The 15,096-nt window shown below is 35.2% G+C and carries 15 protein-coding genes; 2 read left to right on the top strand and 13 right to left on the bottom strand.

Features of this window, described 5'->3' with window-relative positions:
* Window positions 1-76: 76 nt before the first annotated feature.
* A complete protein-coding gene (locus tag H8718_RS12490; RefSeq protein ID WP_249333171.1) occupies window positions 77-1,231 on the top strand; it encodes a class I SAM-dependent methyltransferase in 1,155 nt (384 codons plus the stop codon).
* Window positions 1,232-1,282: 51 nt separating this feature from the next.
* Here H8718_RS12490 and H8718_RS12485 read toward each other — a convergent pair whose 3' ends face one another.
* The 5 genes from H8718_RS12485 to H8718_RS12465 form a co-directional block, all read right to left on the bottom strand.
* Window positions 1,283-1,987 carry an ABC transporter ATP-binding protein gene (locus H8718_RS12485; protein WP_249333170.1) on the bottom strand — a complete coding sequence of 235 codons (705 nt, stop codon included), beginning with the start codon at window positions 1,985-1,987 and terminating at the stop codon, window positions 1,283-1,285.
* An 11-nt stretch (window positions 1,988-1,998) separates the two neighbouring features.
* Complete coding sequence (locus H8718_RS12480) at window positions 1,999-2,760, bottom strand: ABC transporter ATP-binding protein (RefSeq protein ID WP_249333169.1); 762 nt, start codon at window positions 2,758-2,760, stop codon at window positions 1,999-2,001.
* A 1-nt stretch (window position 2,761) separates the two neighbouring features.
* Window positions 2,762-3,742: a branched-chain amino acid ABC transporter permease gene (locus H8718_RS12475; protein WP_249333168.1), complete on the bottom strand. Its 981-nt coding sequence runs from the start codon at window positions 3,740-3,742 to the stop codon at window positions 2,762-2,764.
* Window positions 3,743-3,751: 9 nt separating this feature from the next.
* The gene (locus H8718_RS12470; RefSeq protein WP_249333167.1) at window positions 3,752-4,654 is read right to left on the bottom strand and encodes a branched-chain amino acid ABC transporter permease; all 903 of its coding nucleotides are present in this window, start codon (window positions 4,652-4,654) and stop codon (window positions 3,752-3,754) included.
* Between the two features lie 101 nt (window positions 4,655-4,755).
* Window positions 4,756-5,907 (bottom strand): ABC transporter substrate-binding protein, encoded by a 1,152-nt coding sequence (locus H8718_RS12465; protein WP_177669894.1) that lies wholly within the window; start codon window positions 5,905-5,907, stop codon window positions 4,756-4,758.
* Between the two features lie 286 nt (window positions 5,908-6,193).
* On the opposite strand from H8718_RS12465, the gene H8718_RS12460 reads away from it, so the two are divergent.
* Window positions 6,194-7,201, top strand: coding sequence for a ribonuclease H-like domain-containing protein (locus tag H8718_RS12460; protein ID WP_249333166.1), 1,008 nt, complete (start codon window positions 6,194-6,196; stop codon window positions 7,199-7,201).
* A 32-nt stretch (window positions 7,202-7,233) separates the two neighbouring features.
* Here the strand turns inward: H8718_RS12460 and ispH are convergent, their stop codons facing one another.
* The 8 genes from ispH to H8718_RS12420 form a co-directional block, all read right to left on the bottom strand.
* A complete protein-coding gene (gene ispH / locus H8718_RS12455; RefSeq protein WP_249333165.1) occupies window positions 7,234-8,076 on the bottom strand; it encodes a 4-hydroxy-3-methylbut-2-enyl diphosphate reductase in 843 nt (280 codons plus the stop codon).
* A gap of 11 nt (window positions 8,077-8,087) precedes the next feature.
* On the bottom strand, window positions 8,088-9,107 hold the full coding sequence (gene cmk, locus H8718_RS12450) for a (d)CMP kinase (protein WP_249333164.1): 1,020 nt from the start codon (window positions 9,105-9,107) through the stop codon (window positions 8,088-8,090).
* Between the two features lie 13 nt (window positions 9,108-9,120).
* A complete protein-coding gene (locus tag H8718_RS12445; RefSeq protein ID WP_177669888.1) occupies window positions 9,121-10,035 on the bottom strand; it encodes a MurR/RpiR family transcriptional regulator in 915 nt (304 codons plus the stop codon).
* 152 nt (window positions 10,036-10,187) lie between these two features.
* Window positions 10,188-11,600 (bottom strand): oxaloacetate decarboxylase subunit alpha, encoded by a 1,413-nt coding sequence (locus H8718_RS12440; protein WP_249333163.1) that lies wholly within the window; start codon window positions 11,598-11,600, stop codon window positions 10,188-10,190.
* An 18-nt stretch (window positions 11,601-11,618) separates the two neighbouring features.
* Window positions 11,619-12,740, bottom strand: coding sequence for a sodium ion-translocating decarboxylase subunit beta (locus H8718_RS12435; RefSeq protein WP_249333185.1), 1,122 nt, complete (start codon window positions 12,738-12,740; stop codon window positions 11,619-11,621).
* Between the two features lie 80 nt (window positions 12,741-12,820).
* Window positions 12,821-13,204 (bottom strand): biotin/lipoyl-containing protein, encoded by a 384-nt coding sequence (locus H8718_RS12430; protein WP_249333162.1) that lies wholly within the window; start codon window positions 13,202-13,204, stop codon window positions 12,821-12,823.
* A gap of 22 nt (window positions 13,205-13,226) precedes the next feature.
* Window positions 13,227-13,559, bottom strand: coding sequence for an OadG family protein (locus H8718_RS12425; RefSeq protein WP_249333161.1), 333 nt, complete (start codon window positions 13,557-13,559; stop codon window positions 13,227-13,229).
* A 14-nt stretch (window positions 13,560-13,573) separates the two neighbouring features.
* A complete protein-coding gene (locus tag H8718_RS12420) occupies window positions 13,574-15,085 on the bottom strand; it encodes an acyl-CoA carboxylase subunit beta (RefSeq protein ID WP_249333160.1) in 1,512 nt (503 codons plus the stop codon).
* Between the last annotated feature and the right edge of the window lie 11 nt (window positions 15,086-15,096).

The following is a 15,096-nucleotide window of genomic DNA, read 5'->3' as shown; positions in this document are numbered from 1 at the left end:
AGCATAGGCCAGGCGTTGCACATAGCTTGTTTTCATAGTATGATAAAAATACTTAAGAAATAAGCGAGGTTAGACTATGGAAAAATTAATACGCTTATGGGAAGAATCCCTTGAGCAAAATACTTTTATAGATGCTGTTTGGAGCAATCCACGTATCAAATTAGACCAATATGAAAAGATCACCTGCAAACGTATTCTCCTTAAATCGGAAGTTTTACTCCAATTTACACTCTATAAAAATAATAAAGCTTATCATGAAAACTGTAAGCTTAGTGAAGTAGCAGCTTTTTTAAGAAACAACGCTCAGAACTTCAAACAACTTCAGCTCTACACAACAACTTATGACTATCAAGCACTTATTAATAAAAAAGGTGAAGCTAACATTAAACGTAAAGCTGCAACCAAGAAACAAGATACTTCTCTTAGCCATAACCGACAAAAACAGTATATTTTAGATGAAGCAAGCTCTAAAGAGTTTTTAATTCACCTTGGGCTCATGTCTAATGATGGTCAGATTAAACCTTCTAAATACGATAAATATAAACAGATTAATAAATATCTCGAAACCATAGAATCTGTTATGGCAACGCTTAATCAAGACTTTATTCGTATTATTGACTTCGGTTGTGGTAAATCCTACTTAACTTTTGCTATGTATCATTATTTAACCCATATTCGTGGCAAACAAGTAGAAATTGTCGGGCTTGACCTTAAAGAAGATGTTATTGCTTTTTGTAATGATTTAGCCCACAGTCTTGGTTACACAAATCTGAAGTTCCAAGTAGGTGATATTGGCCAGTATACAACAGATAAAACGATTGATATGGTCGTATCCCTTCATGCCTGTAATACAGCTACAGATGCAGCACTTGCTAAAGCTGTAGGCTGGGATGCAAAGGTTATTCTCGCGGTACCTTGTTGCCATCACGAATGTTACACCCAAATTCATAACCCACTTCTTGATCCTATTCTAAAACATGGTATTCTCAAAGAGAAAATAGCTTCCTTTATTACAGATGGTATGCGCTCCCTCTACTTAGAAAGTGTGGGCTATAAAGTAAATGTTATGGAATTTATCGATATGCAGCATACACCTAAGAACATTCTTATTAAAGCCATTCGTCAAGGCACCCCTAATCCTTCAGCATTAGAAACTTATAAAGCCTTAAGTGAAGGAATGCATCTTGATTTATCTCTTCCACGTATGCTTAAAGATAGAGTTTCTCACTAAAAATAAAGCGTAAGATAAATCTTACGCTTTATTTTTTCTCTTTTACCCTTTTTAAGCTCCTAAATAAGCTTTTTTCACTTGTTCATTACTAAGTAGATCTTTCCCTTCTCCACTTAATACAATCTCTCCTGTTTCAAGTACATAAGCACGATGAGCAATTTGAAGTGCCCTATTAGCATTTTGCTCAACAAGTAGTACAGTTGTACCATCTGCATTAATTTCTTTAATAATCTCAAAAATCTCCTGTACTAGAATAGGTGCAAGCCCCATAGAAGGTTCGTCCATTAAGATCATTTCAGGTCTGGACATAAGCGCCCGTGCCATAGCTAACATCTGCTGCTCTCCACCACTCATAGTTCCCGCTAACTGCTTACGTCTTTCTTTAAGTCTTGGGAACCTCTTGTACATTTTTTCAATATCTGAAGCAATTTGCTTTTTATCTTTAATCGTATAGGCTCCAAGTTCAAGATTCTCTTCTACGCTCATTTGAGCAAAAACGCGTCTTCCCTCTGGTACATGTGCCATACCAAGAGGTACAAGTTTATGAGCTTCTTCATAAGTAATAGGCTTTCCTTTTAAGGTAATAGCACCTGAACTTGCCTTAATCATCCCACTAATCGCTTGGAGTGTAGATGTTTTACCTGCCCCATTCGCACCAATTAAAGTAACAATTTCTCCTTTTTGAACTTCAAAGGAAATCTCTTTAAGGGCATGTATATTGCCATAATAGACATTAAGTTTTTCTACTTTTAACATATGCTTCCTCCTTAAGCCTGGCCTAAATAAGCCCCTATTACTTTCTCATTATTTTGAATTTCACTTGGTGTACCCCTTGCAATAACCATACCATAGTCAATTACAACCAATCTTTCACAAATAGACATCACTAGATTCATATCATGTTCAATAAGCAAAATGGTCATATTAAACTGATCTCGAATAAGTTTAATAGTCTGCATCAATTCATTGGTTTCATTAGGATTCATCCCTGCTGCAGGCTCATCTAATAAAAGAAGTTTTGGGCTGCCTGCTAAGGCACGTGCGATCTCAAGCTTACGTTGTTTCCCATAAGGTAAATTCATACTGAGCTCATAGGCATATTTATCTAGTTCAAAAATTTTAAGGAGTTTCATAGCTTCTTCTTCAAGCCATGCTTCCTCCTTCTTGTACCGTGGTAAATGTAAAATACCTTCTAGAGGAGAATACTTTAGCCTATTATTAAAAGCCACTTTTACATTATCAATAACAGTCATTTGTTTAAACAGCCTAATATTCTGAAAAGTACGCGTAATTCCTTTTTTTACAATTTGATGTGTCTTTAAACGGTCAATACGTTCACCATTAAATGTAATAGAACCTTCTGTGGGCGTATAAACACCTGTAAGTAAGTTAAATACAGTTGTTTTTCCTGCTCCATTAGGTCCTATAAGCCCTATAAGTTCCCCTTCTTCTATTTGCAAATCTAGTTCACTAACTGGTTTAATTCCACCAAAGTTAACACTCATTTTATGTACTTCTAATAAAGCCATATTACCCCTCCTTCCCTATACTTATATTTTGTTTTCCTCTAAACTTTAATTTATTTTTCAATCCCAATTTATCTAAAATAAGTCCTACTGTAATCCCTTTTGCCTTACATACCATCATACTAATAAGTACTAAAGAATAAATAAGCATACGATATTCTGAAAAGGCACGCAAAACCTCATTTAATACGCCTAATACAATAGCTGCAATAATCGTTCCACTTAAGCTCCCCATGCCCCCTAATACAACAATGATTAAGTATTCAATAGAATTAAGGAAACCAAAACTACTTGGGCTTAATACTTGTAAGTAGTGGGCATAAAGTCCACCACCAATACCTGCAAAGAAAGCTGCAATAGCAAAGGCAAAGGTCTTATAGTAGAAAGTACAAATTCCTACACAATCTGTAGCAATCTCATTTTCACGAATAGCAATAATAGCACGTCCATGTCTAGATTTAATGAGTAAATAAAATGCAGTGACAATCACAATGGTAACGAAAAAAGTTACAGTGAAATTACTATAGCTAGGTATACCTGATAAACCTTTGGCTCCATTAGTGACTTTAAGGTTATTGAGCACAATACGAATGATTTCTCCAAAGCCTAATGTAATAATGCCTAAATAATCCCCTCTTAAACGAAGTGCAGGAATTCCAATTAAAATGCCTATAAAAGCAGCAAATGCTCCTCCACATAAAAGTGCAATAGGAAATTCTAAGGCTGCAGAAAGGTCCAAATTCATAGTAATAAGTGCCGATGTATAGGCTCCTACTGCCATAAAACCTGCATGCCCTAGAACAAGCTCACCTAAGTAGCCTGTTACGAGAGTTAGAGAAGAGGCCATAATCACATTGATTAAAATCGCTACAATAACACCACTAAAATAAGAGTTAATCATACCTAATGATAAACCTATCATAAGAAAGAGATAAGTAAGGAGAAGGCTTCCTAAAATAATTAAAGATTTGTTTTTATTTTTCATCTTGATCACCTACACTTTCTCTCGTACATTCTTACCTAGAATACCTGCTGGCTTTAGTAAGAGTACTAAAATTAAGATTAAAAATAAAATAGCATCTGCCCATAAAGAAGCATCTGGCCAGAAAGCTGATAGAAAGCCTTTTGTAATACTTTCAATAATACCAAGTAAAAATCCTCCTAGCATAGCACCTGGTAAAATCCCAATTCCTCCAAGCACTGCTGCAATAAAGGCTTTAAGTCCTGGCATAACTCCCATTAAGGGTTTGATTTGGGGATAGGCCATAGCAAAAAGGATCCCTCCTATTGCCCCAAGTGCTGAACCAATAGCAAAAGCAATAGAAATGGTTTTATTAACAGAAATACCCATTAAAGCTGCTGCTTTAGCATCTTCTGAAGCGGCACGCATAGCTTTCCCAAGCTTTGTCTCTTTAATAAATAGCTCTAGTGCAATCATAAGAAATACAGAAAGACCTATTGAAATCATCATAATCTGACTGATTTGAAGTGCCCCAATTTGGATAGGTGCAAGTGAAAGTGTAGGGAATGGTTTTGAACTCGCCCCAAACAAAATAGTAAATAATGTTTCTAAGAAAAAGCTTACCCCTATAGCTGTAATAAGTGCCCACATACGTGGTGCATTTCTAAGTGGTTTATAAGCCACTTTTTCAATACCCATACCAATAAGTGCACAGCTAGCCATTGAAATAATAATAGCGATTGGCAGTGGTAAATTAAAAGCAGTAATCATCATAAACGCAATATAAGCGCCTACCATCATAATATCTCCATGAGCAAAGTTAATGAGTTTAACGATGCCGTATACCATTGTATACCCTAAAGCAATAAGTGCATAAATACTCCCAATATGTAAACCATTAAGTATCTGCTGCATCAATAATATTCCATAATCCATACTTCATCCCCCTTTATTTCTGATTTTACATAAATCCTATAAAAGCCTTAAAATTACTCGGAGGCAAGACCCCCGAGAATAAATATTTTCTGATCTATTTATTATTTTACTGCATCAAGTTTTTTATAAAGTGTATTTTGGCCTTCTTTAATTTCAATAACAGATACAGATTTAACTGGATTTCTATTCTCATCAAAAGTAATATGACCTGTTACACAATCTAAAGAAGTATTTTGCATTGCAGCAGTAATAGCATCGGCTTCTGTACTTTCACAAGTTTTAATCGCTTCAATTAAGATTTTTGCTGCATCATATCCAAGTGCTGCAAAAGCATTTGGTTCTGCATCATATGTAGCTTTATAATTACTAATGAAATCTTGTACAATTACTGCATCATCTTCTACTGTATAATGGTTAACAAAATAGCTGCCTTCTACAACCTCTGGATTATTAACTGTTTTCTCAGTCACACCATCCCAACCATCTCCACCAATACAGGTAGATGTAATACCGATTTCTCTTGCTTGAGTTATAAGAGTTGCAATAGTTTCATAATAATCTGGAATAACAACAACATCTGCATTAGCATTTTTAATATTTGCTAAGATTGGTTTAAAATCTACGTCATTTTTTCCATAGTTTACTTTTTCTACTACAGTTCCACCCTCTGCCGTGAAAGCTGCTTCAAAAGCTTCAGCAATACCTGTTGAATAATCCTGTTCTGAGTTAATCATAATTGCCGCTGTTTGAGCCTTTAAATCTTCTGTTGCAAATTTAGCTAAAAGTTCTCCTTGAGCAGGGTCTACATAGCATGCTCTAAAAATATTTGGACCAATTGTTGTAATGCCAAGTTTTGTTCCTGTTGGTGTAATCATTGGTATATTTTTTTCTGCTGCTAAGTTAGCAATCGTTTCAGTTGTACTACTAATATCAGAACCAATAAAACCAATAACTTTATTATTATCTACTAACTTTTTGAAAGCATTTGTAGCATCTACTTGACTTGCTTTATTGTCTTCTAATATAAATTCAATTTGTTTACCAAGTACTCCACCATTTGCATTGTATTCATCTATAGCAAGCTTTACCCCATTACTTGTTGCAATTCCATATTGTGCAGCTTCACCTGTTAGGTCAAAGCTTCCTCCTATTTTAATTGTATCTGAAGAAGCATCTGCTTTTTGGCATCCTACAAAAGATAAAGTGCCCATCATAGCTACTAATGCTATTGCTAATAATTTTCTTGTTTTCATAGTATCACTCCGCCTTGTTTTTAATTTATATTTGACATTATACTAATTTTAAATTGCAATTTCAATACAATTTTTATTAAAAAATAGAGTTTTATTTAGATTATATAATGCACCGAAAGTTATTTATGAATTATACATATAAATAAAATTCATTTTATATTATTTTCTAATTTTATTTTTTATTTTTATGTTAACATGTAATCAAAAAAACAAAAATAGCTTTTAGGGCTTGAACCTTTAGAAATACATTTGTTAAAATAATATTACACAGAAAGGATGTTTTCTTATGATTTACATAACTCATTCACACTCTTTAGACTTCAGTATAGAATCTCCTGCACATTGCTATTTAGATTTGGAAACAACTGGTCTTTCTAAAATTCATGATACCATTGTTTGTATAGGCATTGCCTTTAAAAAAGAAGATACTTATCAGTCTTGTCACTGGATTACAGAAACTCTAGAAGAGGAGTCACTTCTTATTGAAACCTTTTTAAAGGAAGTAATCCGCTTTGAAAAAATTTACACTTATGGTGGCAAGCACTTCGAATGGCCTTTTATTCTACAAAAAGCAGAGATCTATGGGCTAGATACTTCAGACCTTACCACTCTTCATCTAGTAGATTTAAAATCTTCAAAACGTGCCAGAACTCTTATAGAAAATGACATAGGTTTTAACAGAAGCCTCACAACTTCAGGCCGAGAGCTTGCTAAACTCTGTAAACTTACCTTAACTTCATCTCATATTAACTATAGTACGCTGATTTCAGAACATAACAAGGAAGAACTTTTAAGCCTGATAGCCATTTATCACTTCTATAAATTTTTAGATAGACTAAATCATGCCAAGCTTATAGATTATACCTTTGAAGAAGTAGCTTTAACTTTCTATTTATCTCCTTCTTATATCTATCCTTATTCCTTCAAATATCAGCTAGGTCATTATGAATGCCTGTATGATGCTTCACTTAACCATTTCTCTTTATCTATTAATGCTTTAGCATTAAAACTTAAAACCTATCTTCCTCCTAGTGACTACTATATTGTAGAAGGTAACTTGATGCATAAATCTCTAGCTAAACTTCTACCTGCTTCTATGCGTACTAAAGCTACCAAATCTACCTGTTATCTTGAACAAGAAGGGCTTTATTTACCTCTTAAACTGTCTAATCAATCTCTTTATTGGGCAGATGAACAAAAACAAATTTATACACTCTATAACCAAGAAGCACTCTCTCCCTTTCTTGATGAAATTCTAAAATTAGGTATAAAAAAATTAGCCCAAAGACTTTAAAGTCTTTGGGCTAATTTTAATTTCTAGATAGGTTATTGGGCATCCATGCCTTTAAGTACTTCTAGCACTTCTTCAATCACATCTTTAGGTGTAGATGCACCTGCTGTCACACCTACTTTATTCTTGGATTTAAACCATTCTGCATTAAGATCCTTAGCCTCTTCTATACAATAAGTATCTTGGCAATAAGACTTACATATTTCAAAAAGCTTTTGTGTATTAGAACTAAAACTACTTCCAATTACAATCATAGCATCTACTTCTTTAGAAATCTCTTTTGCCTCTTCTTGCCTTTCAGAAGTAGCATTACAGATTGTATTAATGAACTTCACATCATACCCTGCTTCTTCTAATAACTTAACAATTCCATCTACAACTTCTTTTTTATAAGTTGTCTGAGATACAATTAAGTACTTCTTATTTAAGTCAAGCTCTGTAAAATCTACATCTTCTTTATTTTTATAAATGATACAACCTTCTTTGGTCCATCCATTAATCCCAATAATCTCAGGATGCTTAGCATCTCCGATTACAATAATACGATAACCTTCTTTTTCATATCTACTTACCAGCCTATGAATTTTAGTTACATAAGGACAAGTTGCATCTAGTACTTCAATATTTTTTGATTCTGCTTCCTTATAAACAGCTTCTGGTACACCATGGGCCCTGATAATGACTTTTTCCATTGGAATATTGTCCAAGGCTTCTACTGATTCTATACCTTTTTGTTTAAGTTTTCTTGTTACCGTTTCATTATGAATAATATGTCCAAGTGTATAGGTTTTCTTATCTTCTTCAGTTTTAAAGGCCATATCTACAGCGCGATGTACACCAAAGCAAAAACCTGCACTTTTTGCTAAAATAATTTCCATTTGTTACACTCCTATAGTCTTTCTTGCAAAAGGTGTGCAATACGCTCAATAATCTCCTCTATAGAAAGTGAAGTCGTGTCAATCTCGATACCATCATCAGCTTTTTTAAGTGGTGAAACCTCACGATTAGCATCTTGATCATCTCTTTCTTGAATTTCTTTAAGAAGCACATCATAAGCTACTTCCATACCTTTTGCCTCATATTCCAAAAGTCGTCTGTTTGCACGCTCTTCGGCAGAAGCAGTCAAGAAGATTTTAAGTGTTGCCTGAGGCAGTACAACTGTTCCAATATCTCTCCCATCCATGACAACAGATTTCGTTGCTGCGAGTTTTCTTTGCATATCTACTAAAGCTTCTCTTACCTCTTTATAAGTAGCTACCTTAGAAGCTGCAGCTGCTACTTCTTGTGTACGAATAGCTGTGCTTACATCTACTCCATTTAAGTAAATCTTCTGTGCATTGTCTTCATAAATAATGTCAATGCCTATTTGACTAAGTACACTATTTACTGCATCTTCATTCGTATAGTCTATATTGTTTTGTATACAGAAAAGCCCTACCGTGCGGTACATAGCTCCTGTGTCAATATAAGTACAACGTAGGTTCTGTGCTAAACACTTAGCAATAGTACTCTTCCCTGCACCTGCCGGTCCATCAATTGCAAGCGTAAAACGACCTAAGTCTGGTCTTAACTTCTTAGCACCTTTTAAATATTGATGACAAACTGTCTGTTGCACTAAAGCCTCACTCTGACATAATACAGCTATACGGATACATTTTTCAAGTGAACCTTTCACATACATTTCCTGCATGCACATTAAAGCAGCTTCTGTAACCCCCAAATTTCTTGCTGCTACTGCTGGATAAACTGCATCCAAGTCTTTTGTACAAGTAAAGGTAATTTGTATAATATCTTTTTTATCTATTTGATTAGCTGTTAAAATAGCTTCTAAAAGCTCTTGAGAAGCTTCTAACATAGCTTCTTTTGTATTCTCTGTTGTAATAGCCCCACGAATGGCAACAATATTCATTTTATCCCTCTCTTTAATCACATTTTTCCTTAATCCCGTTCATCATATTAGGATTATAATTATTCATCTCTCTTGTATCATCATAAACTTCATATTCCATCCAAACAGTCTCTAGGTTATCAAGATTTGTGGAAATCTCATCTTTTTTACGTAAACTTACTGCTACAATAATCGCATTAATAATACTTAAAGGTGCAACTAGCGAGTCTACAAATGAAATCATCTCACTACGGCCTATTAAAGTTTGCTCTGCATACTGCGCAATAGGAGAAATATAGCTATCTGTAATAGCAATAACACCGGCCTTTTTAGAACGTGCATATTCTAAGGCTTTTAAAATACGCTTAGAATAGCGCGGAAAACTGATCCCAATAATAACATCATTGCTACCAATATGATGAATAATCTCAAAAATTTCACTAATACTGTTTGTATTAATCACTCTTACTCTAGGGAAGATAATATTAAAGTAAAATCCTAAAAAGCTTGCAAGTCCCGCACAACTACGTACCCCTAGTATATAAATAGTATCTGCATTAATGATTTTATCAATAGCTTGTTCAAATACTTGTTCATCTACTTGCTCAATTGTATAAGCAATTTTTTCCTGGTCTGTTTGAAGCACACTCTTTAATACATGTTCTGTATCAATACGGTCTGTCGTTACTTCAAGACGTTGCATAGCTGTTAGTTTACTCTTAACAAGCTCTTCTAAAGCTTCTTGGAATTTAGGATAACCATCGTAACCTAATTCATTTGCAAATCTTACAACGGTTGATTCACTTACCCCCACTATTGTTCCAAGTTTAGCTGCTGTCAGGAATACTGCCTTTTCATAATGTTCTAAAATATAATTGGCGATTAATTTTTGCCCTTTACTTAGCTTGGGCATACTCTTTTTAATACGCTGAATCAGATCGTTATTCATTACTCATTTCCTTTCAATCACGTAACTTTATCATTACATCTAGTATCATTATATAATATATTTGTATTTTGACAACGATATTTTACTATTTATCACATAAAAAGACTACAGAACAGCTTATGTCGTTCTGTAGTCTACCTATAACTTACAAATTATACGGGGTAAGCTTTATTTTTTTTGTCTGCTACTGCCAAATCCACTTTTTTCTCCTTGGCCTCTCTATATTTAAAGAAGTCCATAGCTACTTGTGGGAATAGTGCATAAGAAAGAATATCTTCATCTTGTTGTTTATACATAGCCATTTCTTTTTCAAGTGTTTTAAGCTCTGGCTGCAGTAAATCTGCTGGTCTGCAGGTAATAGGTTTTTCGTCCCCTATAATTTTCTTAACAATTTCTTCTTTGATTGGTACTGGCGTACTACCATATTTCCCCCTTACCATATCTTTTGATTCTTTAGATACCATTTTGTATCTTTCCCCTGCAAGTACATTAAGTACTGCTTGAGTTCCTACAATCTGACTACTTGGTGTAACAAGTGGTACATAACCAAAGTCAGCCCTTACTCTAGGAATTTCTTTTAATACATCATAGTATTTGTCTTCCGCATTTTGCCCTTTAAGTTGTGATACAAGATTTGAAAGCATACCACCAGGTACTTGATAACGAAGTGTATTAATATCTACAGAAAGCACTTTAGTATTCATTAACCCACTTGCTAAAGCTTCTTCACGCATTGGTCTAAAATACTCTGTAATTTCGCTCAAAATCTCTTGGTTAATACCTGTATCATACGGCGTACCCTTGAATGTTTCAACAAGTACTTCCGTTGCTGGTTGAGAAGTCCCCATAGCTAATGGGCTCATAGCTGTATCAATAATATCACATCCTGCTTCAACAGCTTTAAGATAAGTCATAGAAGCAACACCACTTGTATAATGTGTATGAAGCTGAATTGGAAGATTAGTATAGGATTTTAATGCTTTAACAAGTCTTTCTGCCTCATAAGGTACAAGAAGTCCAGCCATATCTTTAATACAAATAGAATGAGCACCCATGTCTTCAATACGTTTTGCAAGCTCTATGTAATACTCTAATGTATGCACTTCACTAAGTGTATAAGAAATAGCTACTTGTGCATGCCCGCCTTCTTTACGTGAAGCACGTACTGCTGTCTCTAAGTTACGCATATCATTAAGCGCATCAAAAATACGAATAATATCAATACCATTTGCAATACTTTTTTGAACGAAGTATTCTACTACGTCATCAGCATAGTGACGATACCCTAAAATGTTTTGTCCCCTAAAGAGCATTTGTAGTTTTGTATTTTTAACTTCTTTACGAATTTTACGAAGTCTTTCCCATGGATCTTCTTTTAAAAAGCGTAAGCAAGCATCAAAAGTTGCACCACCCCATACTTCCATTGCATAGAAACCTGCTTGGTCCATTTTAGCTGCAATAGGTAGCATCTCTTCTGTTGTCATTCTTGTTGCAATCAATGACTGATGTGCATCTCGAAGTGTTGTATCCATTATTTTAACAGGTCTTACAATTTGATCTGACATAAAAACAGGCCTCCCTTATTAACCGTAAATTGATAGTAATACACCGGCTGCAATAGCTGAACCAATAACCCCTGCCACATTTGGTCCCATTGCATGCATGAGTAAGAAGTTTGTTGGACATTCCTCTTGACCAACTTTTTGTACAACACGTGCTGCCATTGGTACAGCAGATACACCTGCTGCACCAATAAGTGGATTGATTTTCTTACCACTTAAATAGTACATCACTTTACCAAAGAGTACACCACCAGCTGTTCCTACTATAAAAGCGAAGAGTCCAAGTGCTAAAATACCAAGTGTTTTAAAGTTAAGGAATTTTTCTGCACTTGTTGAAGCTCCTACTGAAATACCAAGCAAAATAGTAATAATGGACATCATGGCATTACTTGCTACATCTGCAAGACGATTTGTAGAAGCAACTTCTTTTAAAAGATTACCAAACATCAGCATTCCTACAAGTGTGCCTGCTGATGGTAAAATAAGTGATACTGCAATGGTTACAATAATAGGAAAGATGATTTTTTCTGTTTTGGATACAGGTCTTAACTGTTCCATTTTAACCATACGTTGTTCTTTTGTTGTAAGCAGCTTCATGATAGGTGGCTGAATAACCGGAACAAGTGCCATATAAGAGTAAGCAGATACTGCAATAGCTCCTAATAAATGTGGTGCCAATTTTGTTGCAAGGAAGATAGATGTTGGACCATCTGCGCCTCCTATAATCCCGATAGATGCAGCTTCTGGACCATTAAATCCAATAAGAAGTGCTCCTAAGAAGGCTACGAAAATACCAAGTTGTGCTGCTGCTCCTAAAAGTAAGCTTTTAGGATTAGCAATAAGAGGTGCAAAATCTGTCATTGCCCCTACACCAATAAAGATGAGTGGTGGGAAAATCCCTAATTCTTTTCCCATTCCTATATAGTATAAAAGTCCACCTGGCTCAATTTTACCTGTAACATCATTCATAATACCCGGATTCGTAATACCTACACCTGGTAAGTTTACAAGAAGCATCCCAAATGCAATAGGAATAAGTAAAAGTGGCTCAAAGCCTTTGGCAATAGCTAAGTAAAGTAAGCCACAGGCAATCAGAATCATTGCAACATACTTAATATCGAGTTGAGCAAGTCCTGAAGTCATAAAGAACTCCTTGACAGAATCTAAAAATACACTGCCTATATTCATTTTTGTTTCCCCCTTTATAGAGTTAGGCCAAAAGATTAGTTGATAGAAATAATCACGTCATTTGCTTCTACCATGTTACCTGCAGATGTATTAACAGATGCTACTGTACCTGATGCAGAAGCGAAAATTTCATTTTCCATTTTCATAGCTTCTAAAATGGCTACTAAATCTCCTTCTTTAATAGTCTGCCCTACACTTACTTTTACATCTACAATTTTACCTGGCATAGGTGCTACTACCTTATGTGCCCCCGTAGAAGCGACTGGTGCTGGTACCACCGGCGCTACTGCCTTTGGCGTAGCTTGTGCTACTTGTACTGGTGCCACATAAGGTGCTGCTGCTACACTTGCGCCTGCACCTAACTCTTCTACCTCTACCTCATATGTATTACCGTTAACTGTTACTTGAAATTTTCTCATCATACTGCCTCCCTTAATTTATTTATGCTCTATTTCTATTTACTTGTCTTAAAGAACGTACTTGTAATCTATCTGATGTTGTCCCCAAGCTTACTGCAATAGTAGCTGTAATAACTGCTACGAGCTCTAAATCATCTCCTATTATAGGAGTCACTTCTTGTTTAATCTCTTCTTGCTTAATAGGGATTTTAACTTCTTTTTCAGGATGTTGTTTATTTTCTATAGTACTTACAGCCCATCCAACAACTTTGATTAAAAGGATCAGCAAAAAAAGTACCACAAATACCATGGCCACTCCTATTAAAAAGACACTGAGTCCATCTACAAACGCGCCAAAATTTAGACTAACTTTCATTAAATTCACCTACCTTATACTGTTGGGTGCTTTTTTAAATGATTTGCAACTTGTTTGGTATAGAGTACTTCAAGTGCAGCGATAACACGTTTTCTTGTTGCTGCCGGCTCAATAATATCATCAATATAACCGTGTCCTGCTACAGCGTATACACTACTATGTTCTTCTTCATACGCTTTAACTTTTTCTTGCATAAGCTCAGCTGGATTTTCAGCATTTTGTAGTGCCTCTTCATACATGATTTTTACAGCACTTTCACTATTCATAGTAGAAACCTGCGCTGTTGGCCATGCATAGACATAGTCTGCACCAATATGCTTACTATTCATAAGCGTATAAGCTGTTCCATAAGCTTCTTTAAGAATAACATTTACTTTTGGTACTGTGGCATTTGCAAAAGCAAAGGCAAGCTTACTTGCAGCTTTGATAATACCTAATCTTTCTGTTGCTACAGTTGACTCAATATATTTAATATTAGTAAGTGTTACAATTGGAATGTTAAAACCATCACAGAAGCTTACAAATTGTGTCGTTTTCTGAAGTGCTGCTAAATCCATAGCTTCTTCTTTATTAGCAACAAAACCTACTGTAGCACCATTCATTCTTGCAAAACCAGTGAACACTTTTGCCCCATAATGCTCTCCTACTTCAAAATACATCCCATTATCTACAATCGAAGCTATAATTTCGCTTATCTGTCTTACATCGAAATCAAAATCATTAAGACTAGAATCTACTCTATTAAGGTCATCCATACAATTTAAACATGGTGTTTCTTGTTCACTATTAAGTGGTAAGTAAGTTAGAAGTTCTCTTATCTTTCCTATCAGCACTTGCTCACTTTCTTCACCCCATACTGCTAGACCACTTTCTCTTAAGTGTACATTTGCAGTTGCTACATGGTCAAAAGATGCGTTTTTATCTTCTAATGTATTTGGACTATTTAAATACATTTTCCCATTTTTAGTACTCATGAATGTAAAATCAGATAACCCAGCAACAAAGGATACCCCTCCAGCACAATCACCACATATAACTGCAATTTGAGGAATTACCCCTGATGCTTTACTCATTTTGTTAAAAATCATCCCATAGCCATTAAGTGCTTCAATACTTTCTTCCAAACGTAAACCCACTGTATCAATAAAACCAATAACAGGTGCTCCCATTTTAATTGCATCATCATAAGTTTTTGCAATTTTCTTAGCATGCATTTCCCCAATAGCACCGCCTAGCACTGTAGGATCTTGGCTATAAACATAGACAAGATTTCCCTCAACGGTTCCATAACCACACACTACGCCGTCAGCAGGCGTGTTAACCTTCTGATCTTTGCAAGTAAAAGTTTTACTTGTAACGAAAGTACCAATTTCAACGAAACTATTCTCGTCGAGTAAATGTGTAACCCTGTCTCTGGCAGTTAGTTTACCTTTATCTAAAGCTGCCTTTTTCGCTTCTTCATCATAGCCATTTAGAATAGCTACTTTGTGAGCTTCCAGTTCAGATAATTTTTGTAATGTGCTCATCTGATACCCTC

This window comes from Zhenhengia yiwuensis (assembly GCF_014384995.1).
In the GTDB taxonomy this organism is placed as follows: Bacteria; Bacillota; Clostridia; order Lachnospirales; family Cellulosilyticaceae; genus Zhenhengia; species Zhenhengia yiwuensis.
The sequence above is the reverse complement of the archived record's forward strand: the minus strand, read 5'-3'. Positions and strand labels throughout refer to the sequence as shown.